The sequence below is a fragment of the Winogradskyella sp. UBA3174 genome, assembly GCF_002364335.1.
In the GTDB taxonomy this organism is placed as follows: Bacteria; Bacteroidota; Bacteroidia; order Flavobacteriales; family Flavobacteriaceae; genus Winogradskyella.
On sequence record NZ_DEXW01000025.1, the window covers coordinates 61,382 to 85,521 of the forward strand.

The following is a 24,140-nucleotide window of genomic DNA, read 5'->3' on the forward strand; positions in this document are numbered from 1 at the left end:
TTTACCGCTTCAAAGTAAAATGACTAGTGAATGTTCTACCATCTTCTAAAGTAACTTTAAACCAGTAGTCGCTCGTTGGCATATCAGTACCATTGTATGTGCCATTCCAACCATTACTTAGTGGATCTAATTCTTTAAGAAGTTTCCCATAGCGATCAAATATAAGTATAACTGAGTTAGCTTGAAATTGAGAGCTAATCCCTTTTACTTGCCATGTGTCAAAATCACCATCATCATTTGGTGTAAAGAATTTAGGAAACCCAATAACAGAAATTAGCGCATCTACAACACCACAGTTGTTCTTATCACGAACAAAAACGGTATATAAACCAGGTAATACATTTTGAAATACATTACTATCTTGGTAAGGTCCATTAGGATTATCTAAAGCATATTCGTAGTCACCTTCACCACTTATAATCACCGAAATTGTGTTATTTTGTATCGCGTCAACGACTTCAATATCTGTAATTGATGCACTATTAGATGGTAAAACTGTAATAGTTCTATCTTTAAAACAACCATTAGTATTGGTGACTTTCACGGTGTAAGTTCCTGGAGAATTAACTTCGATATCAGCAGTATCTTCACCTGTAGACCATTCATAAAAAAAGTTGCTTGGTGCATCATTTATGACTCCACCATCTAAAACAATAGTTTCAGGAAAAGCATTGAGACAGTATAAGGTTTCTGATTCAATTTCAATATTAGGCAATTCAAAGACTGTAAGTTCGATCTCACTGATACCATAACATGCGTTAGCGTTTTCTACACGACCATATATGATCTGGTTATAAGCTATGGTGTTCGTAAAGTTAGGACCAATAGGGTTTATTTCTAATAAAGCATTGTCATACGTTTCGTAGTATTTTAAATCTAATCCGGCTGGTGAACCAGCCAAAACAATAGTATTAGAATCCACGAGATTAAAACTCATAAAACCATCTTCTGTTCCGTCAGTATCACATAGTTCAATAGACGCATTATTAGAAGATGTTGTACTTACTTCAAGAGAAATTTCACTAAAATTTAAACATCCAGTACTAGGGTTGGTAACACGTGTGTAAATAATTTGTGGGTTAAGAAAATTCTGAAAAACGTTACCATCAATAGCGTTAACGTCGTTTAAAGCATCAACTTGTGATAGATAATAGGTTATTGTAGTAGTGGTACTGTTATTAGTAATTTCGTTAAAAGCTTCAGTTATATTAAATATTGTAAAGCCTTCTGGTATGCCGTCTTCATCACACTGAATTAGAGAAACATCATTGGCTATAGGTTTTTGAGCAACAATTATATTAAAAGAGGTAAAAGCAACACAGCCCTCTATATTATCTACAATTCTTACAAATAATTCAGTTGGAGTAGGTGCTGTATTCGTATAATTTAAGGGTAACGGATTAGCTGGTGTTTCAGCATCAATTTGACTCAGATAATAAGAAATTGTATAATTGGCATTGGCAATATTAGTGATTATTTCTTGCGTTTTTATACTCAAATCAAAAGTGGTTAATCCATTCTGGTCATCACCATCTATAGCATCATCACACAATTCATAATCTGTGGGAGTATTAAAATCATTAAACACGGTAACATTAACAGTCACGTCATTTAAGACAAAACAGCCCGTAGTTGTGTTTTCTATTCTAATATGAATTCTCTGAGAATTGTTAGTCGTATTAAAAATATTACCCAAAGCATTGGCATTTATATTTGCATCACTTTCTGAGGCATGGTAAGAAATAACAACGTCAGATTCACCATTAATAATATCTTGAGTTAACGTTGTAAAATCAATTTGAGTAATAGCGTCGTCATAAGGAGCTAAGCTATCACAAACATCAAAATCTGGTAAGCTTACTAAATTCGGATTTGTTAAAACAGGGTTGCTAGGATTGTCTGGGAATGCTGCTGTACCTGTCCATTCTAAAGAAAAAGGACTAGTACCTATTGGTCTATCTATGACTATAAAATAACTTTGACCAGCAAGTACATCTATAGCACTAACAAAACTATCTCCATCTGCACCAGGACCTTCGTCGGGATCTGGATCTGTTGCATTTAAGCCTGTAAGATTATTGCCTTGATTTGCTGCTGCAGGATTTGTTGTAGAACACCGAATAGCTTGGCCAATATTTCCACAAGTTACGTTTGGTCCAAAGATAAAAAAATCATAATCTTCAGTAATATCCGTACTTCCTGGCGTTAATGTAAACGCTAAAGTTCCTGGGTTAGCAATCGTGACTTCTAACCAAATACTATTATTTTCTTGACTTGCGCATGTGTTTGAATTACTTAACTCTTGCGTGCCAATACCATTTACATCTAGACTAAAACTAGAGTTGCCACAAACAGTTACCGCATTTTGACAGTCATTTGGTTGTTGTGCATAGCCAATTAAAGCTGTAAAAAACACAAAGTAAAAGCTTGGTATTAACTTAGGAAAATTATTTTTTTTTATATTCATCGTTTGAGTGCAAAATGACTTGTAAATATTCTTCCGTCTTGTAAAGTAGCTTTAAACCAATAGTCACTAGCTGGCATATTGGCGCCGTTAAATGTACCATCCCAACCACGACTTAGTGGGTCTAACTCTTTAATAAGTTTACCATAGCGGTCAAATATAAGAATAGAAGTGTTAGGTTGAAATTGAGACGTAATACCTTTTACTTGCCAAAAATCATTAGTGTTATCTCCGTTTGGTGTAAAAAACTTAGGAAAACCTATAACTGAAATCAATTCTTCAACAATACCACAGTTGTTTTTATCACGAACGTAGACCGTATATAGTCCAGGTAAAATGTTTTGAAACGTATTACTGTCTTGGTATGGTCCACTAGGATTATCTAAAGCATATTCATAATCACCTTCACCACTTACAAAGACCGAAATGGTGTTATTCTGTGTTGCATCAACAACTTCAATATCTGTAATTGTTCCGATATTAGAAGGCTCAACATTTATAGTTCTGTCTTTAAAACAACCATTAGTATTTGTGACTCTTACGGTGTAATTACCAGGTGCATTAACTTCAATTTCTGCAGTATCTTCACCAGTTGACCATTCATAAAAATAGTTGTTTGGTGAATCATTTATAACACCACCAATTAAAATAATAGTCTCAGGAAATGAATTAAGACAATATAAGGTTTCGTCTTGTATTTCTATATTAGGTAATTCGAAGACGATGAGTTCTATATCACTTATGCCATAACAAGAATTAGAATTTTCTACCCGTGCATATATCGTTTGATTGTAAGGAGTTGTATTCGTAAAGTTTGGTCCAATAGGATTTGTTTCTACCAAAGCATCTAAATAGGTTTCGTAATACTGCACATCTAGTCCTGCAGGTGAGCCAGCTAAAACAATAGTGTTAGAATTGGCAAGATCAAAGTTTATAAAGCCATCTTCGGTCCCATCGTTATCACAAAGCTCAATTGTTGCATTATTAGAAGATGTTGTACTTACCTCTAAAGAAACTTCACTAAAGTTTACACAATTTGTATTAGTATTTGAAACACGAGCATAGATTATTTGAGGGTTAAGAAAATTGTCAAAAGCATCACTATTAATAGGGTTAGTCTCAGTTTCTGCATTGATAAGCGATGCATAAAACTGCACAGTCATATTTGGTATTCCACCAGTTATATCATCTGTGAAATTAGTAATATTAAAGGTTGTAAAACCTTCTGGAATACCATCTTCATCGCATTGAATTATTGAAATGTCATTAGCTAATGGAATAGCATTAATAATAATATTAAAACTACCAGTACTATAACATGTCGTATTCGTTGTGTTTTCAATTCTTACAAAAATAGGTTCATTAAATGGTGTTGTATTGGTATGTGTTAATGGCAGATTAGCAGTATTATTATCTGCATCAGCTTGGCTGGGATGAAAACTAATTGCAGTCGCTACTTCATCTTGAGCACCTCTTATCGTCGGTATTAAATCTCCAAGTTCTACTGTAGCTACACCATCCATAACGTCACCTTCATTATCGCAAAACTCAATAGTATTTAATTGCACAATTTGCGGAGTATTAAATACTTCTAACTGAAAACTATTAACGTCAAAGCAATTGGTATTGTCCACATTATCTACGCGTACAAAAATGGTTTGAGGATTACTTGTGTTTGTGTAAGGGAAACTGATTTCGTTTTCAAAAGTATTGGCATCAGTTAAAGTTTCAAAATAGCGCACATTATACAGATCGGCATCTTGTGTAAGTAACGCTTCAGAATTTTTATCTGTAAAATCAAACGTGAAAATCCCATCATTACCACTGGTATCGCACGCAATTATATTTGTTAGTGGATTTGCAACCGGAATATCAAAAACACCAACTACGGCTGCACCTTCAATTGGGCAGTCTCCGTTATTAGGTTCAATAAAAACTTCGTAAAAACCAGGAGTATCCACAAATAACTGAGAGGTTGTTTCTGTTAATGGTGCACCATTAAAAGACCAAGCATAATCTGCACCGACTATATCGTCTGCTAGCAAGGTGTAATTATCTCCTATACACAATCTTAAATCTGTGGTGCTTATACCATTTCTAATTATGTCTGTTTGAGAGTTAAATAAGGATTGAATGAAAGGCGGTAACCCAAGTCGACTTCTATTTTGAGTAAAGCCACCTAGATCTAAAAGCACACCTTGTTCATCGTAATTTGTAGCCAAACCATCTGCTTCAGGATTATTAATTACACCAAGATATCGTGCTACATTTAGGTTTCCGCTGAAGCTAAGTTGTGCTCTGTAAATACGTCTGTCTATTCCTAACTGTAAAGCACCAGCACTTATACTTATTGATGTGTGAATGATTTGTTGTGAATTTTGAATGTTAGGACTTTCTAAATCCCATTGTAATACTTGACTTGGTCCACCACCATTTATTCCTAGACCAATCGTTGCATAGGCTTTTCTGTTTTCAGCAGAAAATTCTACGCCATAAGGGCTATTATTATTTTGTGGGCTATACAACTCTATGCTGTTAGAAACAATCCCAGTTTCATTATTAAAATCAAAAAGATAAATACCACCTCCAGCATCACCTGCTGTAACTGTAGATTCTCCAAAATGCGATACTATTATTTTTGATGCATCTGGCGAAGCTTTTAAATAACCCAAAGCATTACGTCTATAGCCCTCAATAGGAATATTAGGGCCAACAGTAGAAATAATTGGTGTGGTGCTTACTCCATTAATGTCTATTTTAAAAGCATAGAATGAATCACCAAAATGTGTAATCACCCAAAATGAAGAACAATCTTCTGCTCTAACTGCGGTAATTTTTTCTGAACATTTATAGGAAGCCTCTAAGGGATTTGTTGGGTCATAAGTAACTAAAGGCACATTCTTTTCTGCTGTATCTACGTCACCTAATCCACCATTTAGATTCATGTCTACTAATGAGTAGTTGAAGCCGTTATTAAAACCGTCATCAGCACTTGGTACAGAACCTCCACTATCGTAAGCACCTGTAAACTGGTTCGGATAAACCTCAGCATTCTGGTGATGAGGTTCATCTACTGTGAAAATATAATATTTAGTTGGGTCTTCTGGTTTTGGTACTATAAGACCAGATGAAGTACTCGACGGATCACCTAATAAACCTGTGCCACCAAAATAATTTGCATTAAGCATTATTTGATGATTCTGATTCCAAATGGTTTGGCCGTCACTGTAAAATAGCAGATTACCATTTTCATCAGAAATAGAGGTGCAACCTTCTAAAGTGCTTAATTGTCCGTCTGTAATAGCCGTTACTGTTCCTGTTTGGGCATTGAATCTTAAACCAGCATTTTGCCCAAAATACCAATACGAGGCTTCGTTTTGCCCAAACGAATAGGCACAAATAACCAATAGAAGAAAAACAAAACCTATCTTTTTCATAACATCTTTGATGCACATAGCGTACAACTTCATTACAATATATAACAACTTGAACGTTAAAAATCCTAGTTATAGTATTGAAATTTTAATAGCAATAGCTATCAAAGATATTACAAATCTCTCTTTTTTAATAATCGGTAAGATAAAAATACGAAAAGTGCTGTCCAGCCTAATACAATAGCTATTTCATACCAATGTACTGCATAGTCGTAAGCTAAGTCACCTTTATCTGGGAATTTAGTCATTATAATACGCTGAATAGGTTGATCTATAAGTTTGTACATAGATTCTAACGGTAAAAAGTTTTTAACCTTAAATGCCGTATCAGCATTGCCAAATACCTCGAAAGCTCCCCAAAATATTATCCATTCAAATATGTATAGAATCACTAAGAAGCCTAATGCAAATGCAGAGCGTTTAACTAGCATTCCAAAGAATAGGCACAAACTGAAAAAGCCTACAAGCTTTACGAAATAGGCTAGTAAGAAGTCTATTTCTCTAATGATTATTGAAGTTTCAGTATAGCTAGAATAGTAGAGGCCAATTAAAAATGTAGCAACACCTATTAATACTGTTGCACAAAGTGAAAAGAATACAATGGTATAAAATTTAGATAAAATGAATTCTTTCTTACTAAGACCATCAATAAGATTTTGCTTTAGTGTTTTGTTGCTGTATTCGTTGCCTATCATACTTACAACCACAATGGCAAAAAAGAATTTAAAGTATGATGCAAAAAAGGTTGTGATATGCCAAATAATTGGAAAATTGAATATGCCTAATTCACCTAATTCTAGAGTAAAAAAGCCAAAGAAATTAATCTTAATAGATGATAAGATTAGGACTGTAAATGGTAATATAAAGGATACAAAAATTAAGATTTTACTAATTTTATTGAGCCAAAGTTTTTGTAATTCGAGTTGTATAAGACGTAACATATATGGATTGGTTTTACATTATTCCGTGAAAGGAATTATGCTATTTTTTGATTAGTTTCTAAGTCGTCAGTTAATTGTAAAAACTGTTCTTCTAAGCTTTCTTTTCGCATTACGAGATGCGATAATAAAATGCCTTTATCAAACATTAATTTATTAAAATCTGGCGCAGACATTGGTTCATTTAAGAACGCAGTAATTAAATCATCTTCAATTTTTACTTTACCAAAATTTGAATGATTTTCTAATATATTTAATAAGTCTTGGTGTTTTTCAGCCTTTAATTCAAAAAAGCCATGACTACTAGTCATCTCGTCTACACGACCAGAATATAGTTTTTCGCCTTTTCTTAAAACCACAACATGAGAGCATACTTTTTCTACTTCATCGAGTAGGTGAGAAGCCAACAAAATAGTAGTGCCTTTTGCTGCAATATCTTTTATAATTTGACGTATTTGATGAATTCCTTGTGGATCTAAACCATTTGTAGGTTCATCTAAAATTAATATTTCAGGATCATTTAGTAATGCAGAGGCAATTGCTAAACGCTGTTTCATACCTAAAGAATACGTTCTGAACTTATGATCTTTTCTATCTAGTAAACCTACAACACCTAGTTTTTCTTCTATTTTACTTTGATCTACACCTTTTATTTTACAAACAAGCTTAAGATTTTGCTCAGCAGTCATGTACGGATAAAAATTTGGTCGCTCTATAATAGCACCAACCTGTTTTAAGGCATCATGTGTTGTCGTATTACCATCAAACCAATGAAAGTCACCTTTTGTTTTATTAACGACATTTAAGACTATACCTAAGGTTGTGGATTTACCACTTCCGTTTGGTCCTAAAATACCATATACATTTCCTTTATTGATTGTAAAACTTAAATCTTTTACAGCGGTTAGATAACCGAATTTCTTAGTAAGATTATTAATTGTTAGGATTGGCTCCAAAATGATTGATTTTATTTGCAAATGAAACACCTTTTTAATAGTTGGTATTATGATTATGCAAGATTGGTTATTTAGATAAGACGAGACCCGTCTTTATTTGTTACACTAAAATTTAGTTTTAGTATGAATTATATTTATGAATATTATACAATGTGTAAATAAAATAATGAAATGTTTGTGTTTATAATTTCATACTTAATTATGATATAAATCATAGCACCAAATATAATGATAGGACCATTTATAATTATAGCTGTGGTAATATGTTGGATGATACTACTATTAACCTCTTTAGTACTGATGCTAAAAACAGAGAAAGGTTTGTCAATATTTTTATGGTTGGTAATACTCTGTTTTGTTCCCTTTTTGGATGGAAGTGTTTATTTATTAAAGTATTTTTTAAACGATAATACGAATATGCAAATCGCTTAAAAAGATTCTAAATATTGAATGTTTAGATCATTTTTATATTAGTTAATTCCAATTTTCATCAAAATCCATGTCTTGGTAGTCATCGTCATCAATACCATCTTCAAACTCATTAAAGTCGTCATCTTCTTCTTCAGCTTCAAATGTTTTTTCTGGTGCTTCGTCTGGTATTTGTCCATTTACAAACATTAGATTTGGGTAATCTGTTCCTTCTGCTTCTTCAACAATTTCTCCAAGTTCCACATAGAATGTCCATAAGTTCATGAAATCGTAAACATAAATTAAACGAGTTGCCGCTTCATGTATAAGACTATTTATAATAGTGGTACTCATCATTTTTACTGTAGCACCAGATTCACTCATATCCATCATGGCAATTTCTTCACCTTGATTCCATTGGTCATCACTCACGTAAAATGAAGCCATTTCCATTCCGTCAAATCCAAAAGATTGCGTAATGATATTATGAAGGTCTTCCATGGTATCACCTTCACGAATTTCTAAATCGCGAAACACATCGTCTTCCGAAGTATTATCTAATATGACTCTAAATCTATAAATCATTGTTCATTTTTAATCCTTTGCAAAGATACAATTTATGTTGAAGTCGTAACAGTTTTTAAAGGGCTTCTGCGACTACTTTCTAAAATGATATAAAACTGAATACCAATCAACACAGCAGCAATTACTAAATGCAATGGTTGCGTGCTAAAAGGGAAATTGAAATAATACATAACTATGCCAGTTACAATCTCTAAGCCTATGCAAATTAAAACAAACTTAAATTTATTATAACCTAGATTAAATTTTCTATTATGTTGAAATAGCCACAAATTTAAAACTAATACCAGGATAGATAACGTACGGTGTGCATAAAATTTAAATGGTGCAATTGCTGTTATATCCCAATTAAAAGAACCATTCAATTTATTCTGAATATCTACAAATTGTCGAACTTGTGTACCTAAAACTATTTGTATTAGTGTTAATACAGTTGCAATGATTAGCACATTTTTAAAGCGTTTATCAAATGTTTGATTTTTAAACGTTGTTTTTGATTTAAAAATGAGATATAAAATCACAGCTACGATTACCAATGCCATAACCATATGTATCGTTATTTTATATGGCGATAAATTAGAATCTACAACAGTTTTGCCAAGCCAAGCTTGAAATGCCATTCCAATAACTGTGAAAATTGATAGTAATAGAAATCGTTTTTTATCGGTCCAAAGCCATATAGACATTATGGTGAATATTAGTATTGGTATACCAGAAAGCGCACCCAAAAGACGATTGATATATTCTACCCAAGTGTGAAGTGGGTTGAATACGGCATAATCATGAGCAGTGTAAGGTTCCCAATGGGTTAAGTTAAGTGCATCATTAGATGTGAAGTTCTCTATTGCGACCTGTAATTCTTCGTCTACTATAATTACGATACCTTTTTTATACTCGTGATTTGGTTTAAATTGTAGTTCTGATAATTCTGTTGGTGGTATGTAATATCCAAAGCATTTAGGCCAGTCTGGACAACCCATCCCAGAACCCGTCATACGGACAACTGCACCAGCAATTATAACTAGATAGATAAGTACCAAAGCAACCTTCGCTGTTTTTCTAAAGCGCTTTTTCATTTTTTAATATTTTTTTCAAAACAAAGACTATTTTCAACATCTTTATATTGCCCGTAATTCGAGATGATTTGATATGTATTCTTTTTATAAAACCGAACAGCTTCGTTTTGTCTAGTTCCAGTTTCTAAAACAATAGTGTTATAATTTAACTCAGTTGCCCAGTCTTCTAATTCTTTTAATACTAGAGTTGCAATACCTTTTCCTCGTGTTGCTTCATTAGTAAACATACGTTTTAATTCGACATGCTCTTTTGTTAGTTGTTTAATTGCACCACAAGCAACAGGCTTTTTATTTAGATAAGCTACTACAACATGTTTTAGAGCATCTATAGAGTTAAATTGATTATAAAAATCGTGTTCATCTCCATCTGCAATTTTTAAAAACGCGTCTAGATCTTTAACCAAAAAGATGAAGTCTTTATTTTTAGAATTTGTTCTAACGAGTTTTAGCATTACTTACTTGTTTTTAGACCTAATGCTATGCCTTTATCTACCATTAATTTAAAAGCTGCTTCATATTCATTTGGTATGTCACCTTCTAAGATAGCCTCTTTAATAGCTTCTTTTATAATACCAATTTCTTTAGATGGTTTTAAATTAAAAGCTTTCATAATTTCTTCACCTGTTACAGGTGGTTGAAAATTACGCACTTGGTCGCGTTCTTCTACCTCAATAATTTTATCTCTTACCAATTTAAAATTATTGTGATATTTATTGAATTTCTTTAGATTCTTAGTTGTGATATCAGCTTCACAAAGCGTCATTAAATCATCTACATAATCACCAGCATCAAACACCAAGCGTCTAACTGCAGCATCAGTAACGTCTGTAGCTAGAACTATTGGACGAGAACTCATAAATACCATTTTCTGAACAAATTTCATTTTATCATTCAGTGGCATTTTTAAACGTTTGAATAGTTTATAGACCATTTTAGAACCCACAAACTCGTGTCCATGAAACGTCCAACCAATTTTTTGATGAAATTTCTTTGTAGGTGCTTTACCAATGTCATGCAATAAGGCAGCCCACCTTAACCATAGATTATTGGTTGTTGGGGCTATATTATCCACAACTTCTAAGGTATGGTAGAAGTTGTCTTTATGTTTCTGGCCTTCAATCTCATCAATACCTTTAAGAGCTGTTAGTTCTGGTAAAATATAATATAAAAGACCTGTTTGTTCTAATAAAATAAAACCAATAGAAGGTGTTTTGCTTTCTAGAATTTTATTTAATTCTACAACAATACGTTCTTCTGTAATAATTTTAATTCTGTCTTTAATATCGGTGATAGCTTTGAGTGAGGCTTCTTCAATTTTAAAGTTGAGTTGCGTTGCAAAACGGATAGCGCGCATCATACGTAAAGGATCGTCGCTATAAGTAATATCAGGATCTAAAGGAGTTCTAATAATTCCTTTATCTAAATCGCTAATGCCATTAAAAGGATCTAATAGTTCCCCAAAATTAGATTTATTTAGACTTATAGCTAATGCATTGATAGTAAAATCGCGACGATTCTGGTCATCTTCTAATGAACCATTTTCTACAATAGGGTTTCTACTATCTTCGTTATAGCTTTCTTTGCGTGCACCGACAAATTCAATTTCAATATCATCATAACGCAACATAGCTGTACCGTATGTTTTGAAAATTTGAACTTTTGGTTGATTTGGTAAATTTTTTGAAACTTGTTCTGCTAATTCTATACCACTACCTACAGCAACAATGTCAATATCTTTTGCAGTGCCACGTTCTAATAAATAATCGCGAACAAAACCACCAATAACATAACTTTCTACTCCTAATTCTTCAGCAGATTGAGAAATGATATTAAAGATGTTATGTTTTATGGCTTGTTTATGGTTCATGTTTTGTTTGTCACATTAATACTGTGAGTTATGAAAAAAACTATTCTGTTTTTAGAATTGCAAAGATACGATATGCGAAGTAGGTTTTAAAACCCTTTAATAGCTTTTTATAATGCTATTATAACTTAGTGTCTTGAAGATGGAATTCGGCAATTTTCCAATCCAATGGAGTGTCAATATCAATTGATGTTTCTTCAGACATTTCGAACTTCTTCACTTTGCTAAAAGCCTTCATGCTTTGTGCTTTAAGTGAGTTACAATTTATAACATAAATAGCGCCATTAAATTCCCAAACTTCAGGACAATCTTGCCGTCTGGTAAAGTTTCCTTTTTTTGAAGATTCTAAATAACCACTCTCTTCCTCATATAAATTATAATACGGATTTGCAGAAGCTGCTTTAACGGAAACCACCATATCTAAATCATTTGTATATAATTTAATACAGTTTTTTACTTGCTCTAATGTTCTGAAAGGTGAGGTTGGTTGCAGAAGAATAATAGCATCATAAATTTTATTATGAAGTTTCTCATAAGCACCTAAAGCATGAAGCATTACATCTCTAGAGTTTGCTGTATCTGTAGATAATGCTTCAGGCCTTTTAAATTCGACTTTTAAACCACCGTTTTTAGCAACTTCTATAATTTCGTAACTATCTGAGGTGAAACAAATATCTTCTATGTCCGAAATACCTTTAGCAACATCAATACTGTATTGTATCAGAGGTTTACCGTTGAGATGTTTTATATTCTTTTTTGGAATGCCTTTGCTACCGCCTCTAGCTGTAATTATGACTAAATACTTCATCTTACAATCTTATGTGTTTTATATCTTCTTGTGCTTTTTCAAAATCTTCGTGTTTACCGATATCTAACCAATAACTTAAGATTGGGTAATTGATGATTTTTTTACCTTTATTTATGAGAACTTCGATGAGATCTGTAGCATTAAAAAATGCATTGTCTGGTACAAAATCTAAACACTCTTTTTTGAAAATATAAATACCTGCATTAGAGTAATAGGTATAAGATGGTTTTTCTTTTAAATCGGTAACATAATCTCCCTTTGTCTCAACTACACCATAAGGAATATTTACTTTGTATGGAATTGTAGCAATTAAGGCATCTCCCTCCTTCAGTAAGAAATTGTTAAAAATATCTTCGAAATCTGCATTGGTTAATAAGTCAGAATTCATGAGAAGAATATAGTCGTTTTCAAATTTTTTTATGAGTTTAAGTGCACCAATTGTTCCCAATGGGCTGTCTTCTTTAACATAATTAAATTGAATTTGGTGTTCATTGTTTTTTTCGTAAAAGCTAATAATCTGCTCACCTAAATAATTCAGCGTAATGTTTATATTTCTAATACCATAAGAGGCCAAGCGATCTGTGTTGTGCTGAATAATGGGCTTATTTCCAACCTTTAATAAAGGTTTTGGTGTGTTTTCGGTAAGTGGCATTAAACGCGAGCCTTTTCCGCCAGCCATAATTACTGCATCTAAAGGAAGCATGACTTTAATCTTAGAAATATCTATGATTTTCACCAATTCCATATCAGAATTCATAATTGGAATTAGTGTTATTTTATTTGCTTTAAACTGTTCGAGCTCTTCTTTTTTAGTTGTGTTTTGTTGAATAAACTTGAAGCTTTTGTGCGCTATATCTAAGGCAGGTTCTGTAATAGAATGCCCTTTAATTAGAGCACGTCTAATATCTCCATCAGAAAGACTTGCTAAAATTTTATGGTTATCATCAGTAATAAATAATGCTTTACCCAACGATAAGTCGAGCTTAATAAGTGCGTCTTTAATAGTTGCTTTTGATGATATAATATATTGGTCAGACATTTTAATCAATTTAGGTCAAAGAATGATTTTTTAATACTTGGTATGGGTTGATTTAAAATAATATCCAAAATTTGTTGAGTTGCTGTGCCATTACCATAAGCGTTTGGTAGATTTTTAATACTGTTTAAAAATGCTGCTGAAAATGATTTCTCTAGTGCTTCCTTTATTGCAGTTTTATTAGGTTCACAATTTATAACACTTGCAGGCATTAATCTCCCTTTCTGACGATCTCCAATATTAATGGTTGGTTTTTTGAATAAAGGAACTTCAACAATTCCGCTAGAAGAGTTGCCAACAACAACATCCATATATTGTAAAGCTGATAAATAACGCAGCTGTCCTAAAGATGTGAATGCAACAGATTTATACTTGTGTTTAGAAACATAATCATCAATAAGTTTTATAATAATATTTCCGTCTTTATCTGAGTTTGGTTTTGTGAAAATTAAAGTAGCATCCTCCAAGTCATCTAAAGCAGAAAGTAAGTCTTTAAATTGTACCTCAGATGTATTTTTTTCTAATGTTACAGGATGAAATGTAATTAATATATTTTTTTTGTTCAATTTAAAATCGATAGAATTCTCAAATTCTGACATAGACATTAAATCTAAATTAATAATACTGTCAATACCTATAGCACCAACATTAAATACAGAATTGGGTTGTTCTCCAAGTTGAATAACTCGTTTTCTGTAAACTTCAGTAGAGGTTAAGTGCCAATGACTCATTTTTGTAATAGCATGTCTAAAGGCTTCGTCATATGCTCCTTCCGTAGTTTCACCACCATGAATATGTGCAATTGGAATACCTTTAACAGTAGCTGCTGTGGCCACTGCAAAAATCTCTGAACGATCACCTAAAACCATAATTAAATCTGTATTTAGAGTTTTAAATATTTCAGAAAAACCTTTGATTGTGTGTGCAATAGACGTTGAGATACCTATAGCAGAATCATTATTTATGTGACTGTTAACTTTAGCTGTAATATGGAATCCGTCGGTTTCAATTTCTTCTATTGTGTTGCCGTGGAGTTCTGATAAATGCATACCAGTTACTAGTAATTGAAGGTTTACATTCGTCTCTTTATTTAAAGCAGAAATTAATGGTTTTAAGAGACCATATTCTGCTCTTGTACCTGTTATTATAGCGATGTTTATTTTCATATTAAATCATCTTCAAGGTAATCTTTTTTTGCTATTGTACCTATAATGTTTGGCCATTGCATAGCTGAAATCCCATTACCAGGTCGTTTAGTCGTAATGTTTTCTTCGGTTAGAAGACTACCTTTTGAGATAGTTTTGCTCGCAACAATACTTTTTCTAGCAATATCTTTATTTTTTAATTCGCTTTGTGTTGGTTCTTTTGTACCGTTACCAAGTGCTTTTTCAATATTTCTAATCGCAGAAACCATATTTTTTAGCTCAATAGGTCCTAATGATGCTTTATGGTCAGGTCCTTTTAATGTTTTATCTAAAGTAAAATGTTTTTCAATAACGGTTGCTCCTAGAGCAACAGCAGCAGTCGGAACTTCTATGCCAAGAGTGTGGTCCGAATAACCAATAGGAACTTTAAAACGTTCTGCAATAGTTTGCATAGCTTTTAGATTAACATCGTGCATTGGTGTAGGATATTCTGTGTTACAATGTAATATGGTAATATCGTTTATTGAAGCACCATTTTTTGTAACGACGTTGATAGCATTTTCTATATCTTCCATAGTTGCCATTCCTGTGGAAATAATAATTGGCTTTCCTAGGCTTCCAATCTTCTCTAAATATGGGTAATTTGTGATTTCACCAGAAGGTATTTTAAATAATGCGATATTTAATTTATTCAGAAAATCGATACTTTCTAAATCGAAAGCGGTTGAGAGAAAATTGATGCCTTTTAGAGCACAATGCTGAATTAATAAATGATGCTCTTCGTGACTTAATTCTAATCGCTTTACCATTTCTAGTTGACTTTCAGATTTACCAGTATTATTCTTTTGGTATTCCGCCATTTGCGCATGTTTGCTAATAACTTTTTCTGAAATAAATGTTTGAAATTTCACATAATCAGCACCAGAATCTGCGGCAATATCAATCATTTGTTTTGCTAACTCAACATTTCCATTATGGTTAACACCAGCTTCTGCAATAATGATTACTTTATTTGAATTCATAGATGACTTCTTTATATATCTTTAATAGGTTTTGATGGGATTCCTATGGATAATGTGTTTGATGATAAATCTTTAGTAAGAAGAGAGCTAGCTCCTAAAATTGAATTAGATCCTATATTTAAATTTTGAAGCACGGTTGCTCCAGATCCTATAAGGTTATTATCGCCAATTTTAATACCACCACTTAAATTAACACCTGGATTTACAACATTGCAATCGCCTATAACAGAATCATGCCCTAAAGTGACATTTAGATTAAAAACATTTAGAGATCCAATTTTTATGTCACAAGTAAAATTGCAGCCACTTGTAATGATATTTCCTTTGCCTAACTTAATTTCTTTTAAATAACCATTAAAATTAGGGTGTATAAGATTTGGGAAATTATAATTATTGTATATCGTTTTTAATTTTCTAATGATTTGCGGATCGCCAATACCGATCGCTAAATCGACTAAATTATGACTTTGAAGAAAGGTGTTTTCGTTAATAATTGGTAGACCAAAAATTTCATCCTGTATTGTATCGCTTTTATCTATAAATCCACAGATATTAAAAGTATGATTCTTACTGTTTATTGCGTCAATAAGACAATAGACCTCTTTTGCAAAACCACCTGAACCAATTATGTAAATATCTTTAATCATTGCATTACATTTTACTATCTAATTACTTTCCTATTTCTTGTTAAATCTAATGTTATATGTCATTTCTTAATTGGTCGTCATTTGGTTAAATGATAGATGCTAACCTTTTTTCTTCAAGGTTTTTTAGCAATATCTACAAATGTAATTACGCTATATTATTTTTAGTTTAAATAACACTACTAGGTAAATTTACAATTCTATTTTCTAAATATTCAGAATTATCGAGATTACCACATTGTGCAGAGTTATACATAGGTAGTGAGTTCATTAGTTTCCATATAGGTCTGGTCATTACACCAGCTTCATTAGTGGTTTTAAGAAACTCATTTCGTGCCTCTAAACCTTTTAATTCAATAGCATTTAGCCAAAAATTTGATAGGCCTTCTGAAATTGGTTCTATAAAATTAATAGCGTCATTATCTTTAAAATAAGAGCTGTATGTTTTTGAGAGTTTCTGCTTAGATTCTAAAAAACTTGGTAAGGATTCCATTTGAGCACAACCTAAAGCTGCGTTTAGATTTGGTAAACGGTAATTGTAGGCTGTAACATCATGATGGTATTCCCAAGGATGCGGTACTTTAGCAGTAGTGGTAATGTACTTTGCTTTTTCTGCGAGTGTTTTGTTATCTGTAATGATCATGCCACCACCACCAGTAGTAATGGTTTTATTGCCATTAAAACTCAAAGTTCCAACCAGACCAAAAGTCCCAGTATGTTTGTTTTTGTAATAACTTCCTAAGGATTCAGCAGCATCTTCAACAACATTAATATGGTGTTTGTTACAAATTTCAACAATGGCATCGATACGCGTTGGTAAGCCAAATGTGTGCATGGGTACAACTGCTTTTATAATGCGCTTTGTGCTATTGTTGATGCATTTACCATCAATAATAGAGGTGTTTTTTTCTAAGAAATATTTAAGTTTTTCTGGTGATAGACCCATTGTATCTCTATCTACATCTACAAAAACAGAATGTGCACTACAGTAACTAATCGCATTTGCGGTTGCTACAAATGTTAGTGGCTGTGTTATAACTTCGTCATTAGATGTTACATCTGCTAATAGTAAACCGATATGTAATGCAGCAGTGCCATTTACCATGGCAACTGCATATTTGGCACCTGTAAATTTGGCTACAGAAGCTTCAAACTGATCTACAAATTTCCCAACACTAGAAACGAATGTAGAATCAATACACTCGTTAATGTATTTTTTTTCATTGCCTCTAAATCTAGGCTCGTGAAGCGGAATAAAATCTTCGGTTTTATAAATATCGCGTATAAGTGTGATTATATCTTGGTGCATCAATTACATTTTATGGTCTAAATATCTTCCGGTTTCTTTATGTCCGAAATCAGGAATCATTTTAAAAAACAAAGCGGTTAAATCGTCTTTTTTCCAAGATTTATTAGACCTTAATTCGTTAATTTTTTTTTCAAACAATTCGAGTTTATTATCATCTACATTTAATTCATTTTTTATGATACCTAAATTGATAAACTGATTCATGTCTAATGTTTCATTATCTGTAAAAAATTCTTCAAAATCTTTTTCGCCAGTCGTATCGCTCTTTGTAAATAAACAAGGCCATTTACCTTCTTTTGGTAATGTTTTCGCTAAAGCTCTTGCTTCATCTTCTGTATCACATAGAAAAGGCTCATATCCAAGAGATTTTACATATTTAACTGCGATATCTGCAAAACTTATTAAGTGAAGCGATTCGTTAAGCTTAGGGAAAAATATATCTCGGTTATCGCCAAAGATGCAAGACATTAAACAGAGTTCACCTGATTCTTTTGGTATAACAAAGTAGCGTTTAATATCATTTGGTGCTACTATGGGTTGTTGCTTTTTTATACGCTGGTCAAAACCATGAAGTAAAGAACCATCAGAAAAGGCAACGTTAGCAAAACGGGCAGTAGAAATAGGGATTTGTTTGCTTTTTCGCATTAAAAACATTTCCATAATACGTTTAGAAGCTCCCATCATATTTACTGGGTTAGCTGCTTTATCTGTAGAAACACAAAAGTATTTTTTCACACCATTATCAATAGATTGTTGAATAGTTTTGTCGGTGTTAAAAATATTGACATCAATCATTCGCATTAATGTAAACGGATCTTTTTCACTACGCACATGTTTTAGCGCAGACAGGTTTAGAACATAATCGTACTTGCCGTCCGATTTTATAAACGCATCATATTCAAGAGATCCAATATCTAGTCCAAAGGTTTTAAAATCACCATCTATATATCCAAACGAACTGCGAATATCTCTTACCAGTTCTACTAAATTATTTTCGCTTATATCTACAACATGGAGTTTTTTAGGGTTGCGTTTAAAGATTTCTTTGGTGACTGCTTGCCCAATAGAGCCAGCTCCACCAATAACTAAAAATCTTGAAGCTGAAACGATCGTTTTTAATTGCTTTTGGTTAGCATCAATATCATCTTTAAAAAGTTCTTTTTGCCTTCCAATAAGCTCTAAAATTTGCATGTAACTTGGTGTTTAACGTAAAAATACTATAATGTTTGTTAATCTTAGGTACGTCATCTTATTTTCGTTTGAAATGCGCATGTCCAAGACTTATTTTTTCTTCAACATGTTCTAAATTATCAATTGCTGTTGAAAAGGCTGTAAATGCTTTTTTAAACTTTAAATTGGGATGAAGGTTCAACAATTCAGCCGGAAAAAGTTTCGGCAACACAATGATTCTAGAATCCGTTTTAAAGAGGACTTTATAATCCGTTCGTTCTCTAGGATGTGGTTTTATGTAGATAATATCTGTATTTGCTTGGTCTATAAAGTCTATACAGATGTCTAATTTTTCTTGTTCGTGCTCAATAACGCCATCTTCATTTAAGGTTTGGGTTAAAATGATACTTTTGGTTTTATCTTTTGGAAATAAGGATTCAGTATCTAGATCTATATCTGGTAAAAAAGCAGAGGATAATATATTTAATTTATCTGGACTCAAATTTTTTAAAGTCTCCTTCCAGTTTAATTTCTCAGATTTTACTTTAAGTTCTTCTGGTAAATCATTAGGAGTGGTTGCAAAGACTTTTGTAATACGTCTATCAAATCCATTGACTATTGGCCTGTTAACTAACCAGCTTGTTAACTTTTTAGAAAAGCTTGGTGCTTCGGTTACATAGCTTTTTAAGCCATCTTCAATCATGTATTTATCATGGTTTTTATACTTATACATGAAATAGTTTTTGGCTGAGTCTGGTGAGCAGATGTAAACGTCAAAATTATCATTGCCGTTTTTGATTGTATTTAATCCTGAATTTTCTGCATCTATTAAATCGACAATCTTTTTTCTATTGAAGGTGTAGGTGAATTTTCCGGCACGTTTTTTTTGCTTCTTTCTACCGATCATTAAAATGACATCATCAAACCACTCGGTTTTTTTTAGGCCTGCGATTAATGATTCAATATTTGGTGTTATTTCAACAATGACTAAGACATTATTTTTAAGTTTTCGCTCTTCAATAAGCAGTATCGATAACAAGATGTGATATACAGAAGTGATAACGAAAATTCCTTTTGGTTGCATTTTAAAGTAAAGATTAGATTGTAAAAATAGGATTATTTTAAAGTTCAATAGGTATTAATAAATCAAACTATATTTGTAGACAAAATAAAACTCTATTGCTGCGTGCACAGAACTAAAAAAATACATCAAAATTTTATATCTCTCGAAACGCTTTTAGATGATAGTATTGAGCATTACGATACTAAGGGAACTCCATTCGGAAATCAAGATAGAAACTCACTAAAGCTTTTTGAAATTGCCCCTTATATTTTTAATGTAAAGTCTTTTAGAATTCCTAATGTTATTAATCAAATTGCTTATAATTTTTTCAGAAAAAGCAAGGCGCAACGCTCTTTTGAATATGCGAATAAGCTAATAAAATTAGATATTGGTACGCCACAACCAGTGGCATATTATGAGTTTAAAACACCATTTTTATTTAATAAGAGTTACTATATTTCAGAGCAATTAGAGTGTGATTTAACGTATAGAGAGCTCACCAAGGATTTAGAATTTCCAGATCACGAAGCTATTTTACGAGCATTTACAAGATTTACTTACAAACTGCATGAGAAAAATGTAAAATTTTTAGACCATTCTCCAGGAAACACTTTGATTAAAAAGTTAGACGACGTTTACAATTTTTATTTAGTAGATCTTAACAGAATGGACTTTAAGACTATGGATTTAAGCGAGCGTATAAAAAACTTCGCAAAATTAACGACGCATAAATCTATGATTGAAACGATGAGCGACGAGTACGCAAAATGTTGTAATGAGCCTTACGGTACTGTTTTTAATTTAATGTGGAAAGAGACCCAAGATTTTCAGAACCGTTATTGGAGACGACGTCGTTTAAAAAATAAATTAAAATTTTGGAAGAAGAAAAAGTAAAGTGCTTACCGCTGTTTAATTAAGGTTCTCAGTTTTGAGTATTTTAAATACGTAATTTTACCTGTTTGATAACAAATTCTAAAACCATTTAAACCGTCTAAAAAACCAAGTCTTAAAACATAGGCTTTAAAAAAAGCCCAAAACGGATTCCATATAAGTTTAGTTAATGGAGCCGTTTTATTTTTATCTAAATAAGCTTTAGCTGCAATGGTAGAAAAATACGCTGTTTTCTTATCCATCTCCTTATAAGTTCTATACGTCCAATGTAAAATGTCACCTTTTAAATAACTTTTTTTTGTAGTTGCATCATGCAATTGCACATTGTCATGCGGATTTATACCGCACCATTCTCCCTTACGTTTGTCAAAAACACGGAGTTTCTTATTTGGGTACCAATCAGAATGTTTTATCCATTGCCCACAGAAATTATTGAAACGATTACAGTAATAACCGTCAAATTGCCAATTGGTTTTTAAATCTATTATTGTTTTTTGAAGTGCTTCAGATAACGCTTCATCACCATCTAATGATACAACATGGTTATATTTGGCTTGTTTTAAAGCAAAATTCTTTTGTTCTATGTAACCAAGAAATTTTTGTTCAATAAATTTTACTTTAAAGCGATTACAAATGGCTTTTGTATTATCTGTAGAAAAAGAATCTACAACAATAATCTCATCGACTACCTTTGTCAACGACTGTAAACAACGTTCAATATTACGTTCTTCATTAAAAGTTATAATGACTCCAGAGAGTTTAATTGTTGAGGTGCTCATAGATTTGGTAAAAATAGTATTTTTGTTGTAATGAATCTGATAGAAATTTCTGTTGTTATAAGTACTTATAATCATCCTGAATGGTTACAAAAAGTATTGTGGAGTTTTGAATGCCAAAATTTTAAAAATTTTGAGCTCATAATTGCTGATGATGGCTCTACTGAAGAAACTAAACACTTTATTGATGTATTTAAAACTACAGTCAATTTTCCTATAAAGCATGTCTGGCACGAAGATAATGGTTTTCAGAAAACAAAAATTTTGAATAAAGCATTATTAGAATGTGATGCAGATTATGTGCTTTTTACAGATGGAGATTGTGTTGTGCGTAACGATTTTCTTCAAAAGCATTTGGATTTTAGAGAGGCTGGTTATTTTTTATCTGGTGGTTATTTTAAGCTACCAATGAATATTTCTAAATTAATTTCTGAATCAGACATAAAACAACAAAGCTGTTTTGATATTAATTGGTTAAAGTCTAATGGATTAAAATCGTCTTTTAAGACTAACAAAATTACAGCAAGCGGACTCAAAGAAAAGGTGCTCAATAAATTTACACCAACAACCGCTACTTGGAATGGACACAATTCTTCTGGTTGGAAAAAGGATATTATTGCAGTAAATGGTTTTGACGAGCGTATGCAATATGGAGGTGAAGATAGAGAACTTGGTGAGCGAATGTTTAATAATGGTATTAAAGCTAAACAGATTCGCTACAGCGCTATTTGTATACATTTAGATCATGCAAGAAGCTATGCAAAACCAGAAATGGTTGCCAAAAATGAGAAGATAAGAGCAATTACAAAAGCAGAAAAAGTAATAAGAACTCCTTTTGGAATAGAAAAATTAGGGTAATGGTACAACTCAATGATAGTCTGTATATAGCAGAAGGTGTTGCCAGAAAATGTTATCATCATCCTGAAAACACTAACCTATGTATAAAAATTGGAAAGCCAGAAATAGCCAAAGACCACTTATATAAAGAGATAAATTACTATAGTAAAATACAAAAGAAAGATACGAGTCAGTTTTCATATCCGTTCTATTCGAAATTTCGTGGAGAAATCAGCACAAATTTGGGTACAGGTTTTGTTTATGATTTAATTAAAGACGAACCATCACAAAAAATATCATTAACATTACGCCATTATTTAGAGATGGAAGATTCGCCTATTTCAGATGCGACTATTATTAATGAATTAAAGCGTTTAAAACAACAAATGATAGAGCATAAAGTTTTTGTTGGTGATTTGAGAGCTAGAAATATTTGTGTAAAAATTTTGAAAGATACATCCATTCAATTAATCGTTATAGATGGTCTTGGGCATCGCGATTTTTTCCCATTAGCAGATTGGTTTCATCATTATGCTAAAAAGAAAGTGGAGCGTCGCTTTATAAAATCTAATTTACACTCACTAGAAGCGCAACGTATTTTATTAAAGCGTCTTAGAGCTATAGGAGCTAAATATATTTAAGAAATTTTTGAAGTGAAGTCTTTAATAAAACAGGGTTAAAGACTTTATATAATGATTTCCAGTTTTCTTTTAATTCTTTAGATGGCTTGTCTAAAAAATGTTTTGGTTTAAAATCTTTTAAGTGAACAGAAACATTTTGTTTGTTATCATCAAACATATTCCAAGCCTCTTTTTTTATCCAAGGAGAGAAGATTGTAAATGTTGGTATATTTAAAGCTTTTGCCATATTAGTAGCACCTCCTTCATTACCAATTAGCGCAGTGCAATGGGATGTTAATCCTAAAAAATTACGAAGATTTTCACCAAAGACATTAAAGTAAATCTTTTTTTTTGTTTCTGGCAAACACATCTCTAAAATAGTTTTGGCGTCTTCTTCTTGCTTAGGGATATAATTAAATAAAATTTGAGATTTAGGTTGTGCTATAACAATTTCATCAATCACTTTTGCCATGTACTCAAAAGGATATGTTTTAGTAATGCCACTACCTAAAACGCCAATCATAAAAAGAGGTTGATTTAGTTGAATATTATTAGATTCTAAAATTTCACGTGCTTTATTCTTTTCAGAATCTGTAAGATAAATTTTAGGCTTTACAATTTGTGTTGTATCGATACCTAATGGCTCTAAAAGTTGTAACCTATTTTCAATGGCTAAACCTGCGTTAGTTTTTGGTGTTTTAGCCTCTTTAAACGTATGAGTGTATATATATGAAGTGTACCATTTATACTTTGAAATTTTAATTTTAGACTTTGATATTAAAGAAATTAAATTACTTGAAAATATAGAATAGACATCTATTACAGCATCATAATTCTCTTTTTGTAATGCTTTCGCAAACTTATATAGTTTAATCTTACTCTTTTCGTATTCAGAAGTGAAAAAATGGAATTTATCTATATAAGGATTTCCTTCAACAACAGGATGCGTATGAGAATTAATCACATAGTGTAATTCTGAATTTGGATATTTGTGTTTTATAGCTTCAAACAAAATGCTTGTAGCTAAAACATCACCTATCATTTTTTGTTGAATGATTAAAACTTTCAAACTCTAAGAGTTATTTATTTAGTTATTT

The 24,140-nt window shown here is 32.1% G+C and carries 21 protein-coding genes; 3 read left to right on the forward strand and 18 right to left on the reverse strand.

Features of this window, described 5'->3' with window-relative positions:
* Position 1 precedes the first annotated feature (1 nt).
* From B2U95_RS02710 to B2U95_RS02785, 16 genes are all read right to left on the reverse strand, one after another.
* Positions 2 to 2,467, reverse strand: coding sequence for a T9SS type B sorting domain-containing protein (locus tag B2U95_RS02710; RefSeq protein ID WP_296312484.1), 2,466 nt, complete (start codon positions 2,465 to 2,467; stop codon positions 2 to 4).
* Positions 2,464 to 5,901, reverse strand: coding sequence for a T9SS type B sorting domain-containing protein (locus B2U95_RS02715; RefSeq protein ID WP_296312489.1), 3,438 nt, complete (start codon positions 5,899 to 5,901; stop codon positions 2,464 to 2,466). Before B2U95_RS02715 ends, B2U95_RS02710 begins: the two co-directional genes overlap by 4 nt.
* Positions 5,902 to 6,011: 110 nt before the next feature.
* Positions 6,012 to 6,839, reverse strand: a complete 828-nt coding sequence (locus B2U95_RS02720; protein WP_296312492.1) for an ABC transporter permease — start codon at positions 6,837 to 6,839, stop codon at positions 6,012 to 6,014.
* Positions 6,840 to 6,874: 35 nt separating this feature from the next.
* Complete coding sequence (locus B2U95_RS02725) at positions 6,875 to 7,792, reverse strand: ABC transporter ATP-binding protein (RefSeq protein ID WP_296312496.1); 918 nt, start codon at positions 7,790 to 7,792, stop codon at positions 6,875 to 6,877.
* A gap of 474 nt (positions 7,793 to 8,266) precedes the next feature.
* Positions 8,267 to 8,785, reverse strand: a complete 519-nt coding sequence (locus B2U95_RS02730) for an IS1096 element passenger TnpR family protein (RefSeq protein WP_296312500.1) — start codon at positions 8,783 to 8,785, stop codon at positions 8,267 to 8,269.
* Positions 8,786 to 8,817: 32 nt separating this feature from the next.
* Complete coding sequence (locus B2U95_RS02735) at positions 8,818 to 9,858, reverse strand: COX15/CtaA family protein (protein WP_296312506.1); 1,041 nt, start codon at positions 9,856 to 9,858, stop codon at positions 8,818 to 8,820.
* Entirely contained in the window at positions 9,855 to 10,310 is a 456-nt protein-coding gene (locus tag B2U95_RS02740; RefSeq protein ID WP_296312509.1) for a GNAT family N-acetyltransferase, read from the reverse strand. The genes B2U95_RS02735 and B2U95_RS02740 overlap by 4 nt, the downstream gene beginning before the upstream one ends.
* Entirely contained in the window at positions 10,310 to 11,725 is a 1,416-nt protein-coding gene (locus B2U95_RS02745) for a CCA tRNA nucleotidyltransferase (RefSeq protein WP_296312511.1), read from the reverse strand. The genes B2U95_RS02740 and B2U95_RS02745 overlap by 1 nt, the downstream gene beginning before the upstream one ends.
* A gap of 118 nt (positions 11,726 to 11,843) precedes the next feature.
* Complete coding sequence (locus B2U95_RS02750) at positions 11,844 to 12,530, reverse strand: cytidylyltransferase domain-containing protein (protein ID WP_296312514.1); 687 nt, start codon at positions 12,528 to 12,530, stop codon at positions 11,844 to 11,846.
* 1 nt (position 12,531) lies between these two features.
* Positions 12,532 to 13,569: a nucleotidyltransferase family protein gene (locus tag B2U95_RS02755; RefSeq protein WP_296312516.1), complete on the reverse strand. Its 1,038-nt coding sequence runs from the start codon at positions 13,567 to 13,569 to the stop codon at positions 12,532 to 12,534.
* A gap of 5 nt (positions 13,570 to 13,574) precedes the next feature.
* A complete protein-coding gene (neuC, locus tag B2U95_RS02760; protein WP_296312519.1) occupies positions 13,575 to 14,732 on the reverse strand; it encodes a UDP-N-acetylglucosamine 2-epimerase in 1,158 nt (385 codons plus the stop codon).
* On the reverse strand, positions 14,729 to 15,733 hold the full coding sequence (gene neuB / locus B2U95_RS02765) for an N-acetylneuraminate synthase (protein WP_296312522.1): 1,005 nt from the start codon (positions 15,731 to 15,733) through the stop codon (positions 14,729 to 14,731). Before neuB ends, neuC begins: the two co-directional genes overlap by 4 nt.
* Positions 15,734 to 15,744: 11 nt before the next feature.
* Positions 15,745 to 16,380: an acetyltransferase gene (locus B2U95_RS02770; RefSeq protein ID WP_296312525.1), complete on the reverse strand. Its 636-nt coding sequence runs from the start codon at positions 16,378 to 16,380 to the stop codon at positions 15,745 to 15,747.
* A gap of 166 nt (positions 16,381 to 16,546) precedes the next feature.
* Positions 16,547 to 17,686: a LegC family aminotransferase gene (locus B2U95_RS02775; RefSeq protein ID WP_296312530.1), complete on the reverse strand. Its 1,140-nt coding sequence runs from the start codon at positions 17,684 to 17,686 to the stop codon at positions 16,547 to 16,549.
* Positions 17,687 to 17,689: 3 nt separating this feature from the next.
* Positions 17,690 to 18,877, reverse strand: coding sequence for a UDP-N-acetylglucosamine 4,6-dehydratase (locus B2U95_RS02780; RefSeq protein ID WP_296312532.1), 1,188 nt, complete (start codon positions 18,875 to 18,877; stop codon positions 17,690 to 17,692).
* 58 nt (positions 18,878 to 18,935) lie between these two features.
* A complete protein-coding gene (locus tag B2U95_RS02785) occupies positions 18,936 to 19,940 on the reverse strand; it encodes a glycosyltransferase family 52 (RefSeq protein ID WP_296312534.1) in 1,005 nt (334 codons plus the stop codon).
* A 102-nt stretch (positions 19,941 to 20,042) separates the two neighbouring features.
* Here B2U95_RS02785 and B2U95_RS02790 point away from each other — a divergent pair, with 102 nt between their 5' ends.
* Positions 20,043 to 20,813 carry a lipopolysaccharide kinase InaA family protein gene (locus B2U95_RS02790; RefSeq protein WP_296312537.1) on the forward strand — a complete coding sequence of 257 codons (771 nt, stop codon included), beginning with the start codon at positions 20,043 to 20,045 and terminating at the stop codon, positions 20,811 to 20,813.
* Between the two features lie 5 nt (positions 20,814 to 20,818).
* Here the strand turns inward: B2U95_RS02790 and B2U95_RS02795 are convergent, their stop codons facing one another.
* On the reverse strand, positions 20,819 to 21,589 hold the full coding sequence (locus tag B2U95_RS02795; RefSeq protein WP_296312540.1) for a glycosyltransferase family 2 protein: 771 nt from the start codon (positions 21,587 to 21,589) through the stop codon (positions 20,819 to 20,821).
* Positions 21,590 to 21,619: 30 nt separating this feature from the next.
* On the opposite strand from B2U95_RS02795, the gene B2U95_RS02800 reads away from it, so the two are divergent.
* Together B2U95_RS02800 and B2U95_RS02805 are read left to right on the forward strand one after the other, a co-directional pair.
* Positions 21,620 to 22,444, forward strand: a complete 825-nt coding sequence (locus B2U95_RS02800; RefSeq protein ID WP_296312542.1) for a glycosyltransferase family 2 protein — start codon at positions 21,620 to 21,622, stop codon at positions 22,442 to 22,444.
* Positions 22,444 to 23,064 carry a YrbL family protein gene (locus B2U95_RS02805; protein WP_296312545.1) on the forward strand — a complete coding sequence of 207 codons (621 nt, stop codon included), beginning with the start codon at positions 22,444 to 22,446 and terminating at the stop codon, positions 23,062 to 23,064. The genes B2U95_RS02800 and B2U95_RS02805 overlap by 1 nt, the downstream gene beginning before the upstream one ends.
* Here B2U95_RS02805 and B2U95_RS02810 read toward each other — a convergent pair.
* Entirely contained in the window at positions 23,051 to 24,112 is a 1,062-nt protein-coding gene (locus B2U95_RS02810; RefSeq protein WP_296312549.1) for a glycosyltransferase family 9 protein, read from the reverse strand. The genes B2U95_RS02805 and B2U95_RS02810 overlap by 14 nt on opposite strands.
* Between the last annotated feature and the right edge of the window lie 28 nt (positions 24,113 to 24,140).

Excerpts from the sequence above, each read along its gene's own strand:
- B2U95_RS02715 (WP_296312489.1), bottom strand. The coding sequence starts at position 5,901 with ATGAAAAAGATAGGTTTTGTTTTTCTTCTATTGGTTATTTGTGCCTAT.
- B2U95_RS02780 (WP_296312532.1), bottom strand. The coding sequence starts at position 18,877 with ATGCAAATTTTAGAGCTTATTGGAAGGCAAAAAGAACTTTTTAAAGAT.
- B2U95_RS02785 (WP_296312534.1), bottom strand. The coding sequence starts at position 19,940 with ATGCAACCAAAAGGAATTTTCGTTATCACTTCTGTATATCACATCTTG.
- B2U95_RS02750 (WP_296312514.1), bottom strand. The coding sequence starts at position 12,530 with ATGAAGTATTTAGTCATAATTACAGCTAGAGGCGGTAGCAAAGGCATT.
- B2U95_RS02740 (WP_296312509.1), bottom strand. The coding sequence starts at position 10,310 with ATGCTAAAACTCGTTAGAACAAATTCTAAAAATAAAGACTTCATCTTT.
- B2U95_RS02745 (WP_296312511.1), bottom strand. The coding sequence starts at position 11,725 with ATGAACCATAAACAAGCCATAAAACATAACATCTTTAATATCATTTCT.
- B2U95_RS02710 (WP_296312484.1), bottom strand. The coding sequence starts at position 2,467 with ATGAATATAAAAAAAAATAATTTTCCTAAGTTAATACCAAGCTTTTAC.
- B2U95_RS02755 (WP_296312516.1), bottom strand. The coding sequence starts at position 13,569 with ATGTCTGACCAATATATTATATCATCAAAAGCAACTATTAAAGACGCA.
- neuC (WP_296312519.1), bottom strand. The coding sequence starts at position 14,732 with ATGAAAATAAACATCGCTATAATAACAGGTACAAGAGCAGAATATGGT.
- B2U95_RS02775 (WP_296312530.1), bottom strand. The coding sequence starts at position 17,686 with ATGCACCAAGATATAATCACACTTATACGCGATATTTATAAAACCGAA.
- B2U95_RS02735 (WP_296312506.1), bottom strand. The coding sequence starts at position 9,858 with ATGAAAAAGCGCTTTAGAAAAACAGCGAAGGTTGCTTTGGTACTTATC.
- neuB (WP_296312522.1), bottom strand. The coding sequence starts at position 15,733 with ATGAATTCAAATAAAGTAATCATTATTGCAGAAGCTGGTGTTAACCAT.
- B2U95_RS02770 (WP_296312525.1), bottom strand. The coding sequence starts at position 16,380 with ATGATTAAAGATATTTACATAATTGGTTCAGGTGGTTTTGCAAAAGAG.
- B2U95_RS02800 (WP_296312542.1), top strand. The coding sequence starts at position 21,620 with ATGAATCTGATAGAAATTTCTGTTGTTATAAGTACTTATAATCATCCT.
- B2U95_RS02795 (WP_296312540.1), bottom strand. The coding sequence starts at position 21,589 with ATGAGCACCTCAACAATTAAACTCTCTGGAGTCATTATAACTTTTAAT.
- B2U95_RS02730 (WP_296312500.1), bottom strand. The coding sequence starts at position 8,785 with ATGATTTATAGATTTAGAGTCATATTAGATAATACTTCGGAAGACGAT.
- B2U95_RS02805 (WP_296312545.1), top strand. The coding sequence starts at position 22,444 with ATGGTACAACTCAATGATAGTCTGTATATAGCAGAAGGTGTTGCCAGA.
- B2U95_RS02720 (WP_296312492.1), bottom strand. The coding sequence starts at position 6,839 with ATGTTACGTCTTATACAACTCGAATTACAAAAACTTTGGCTCAATAAA.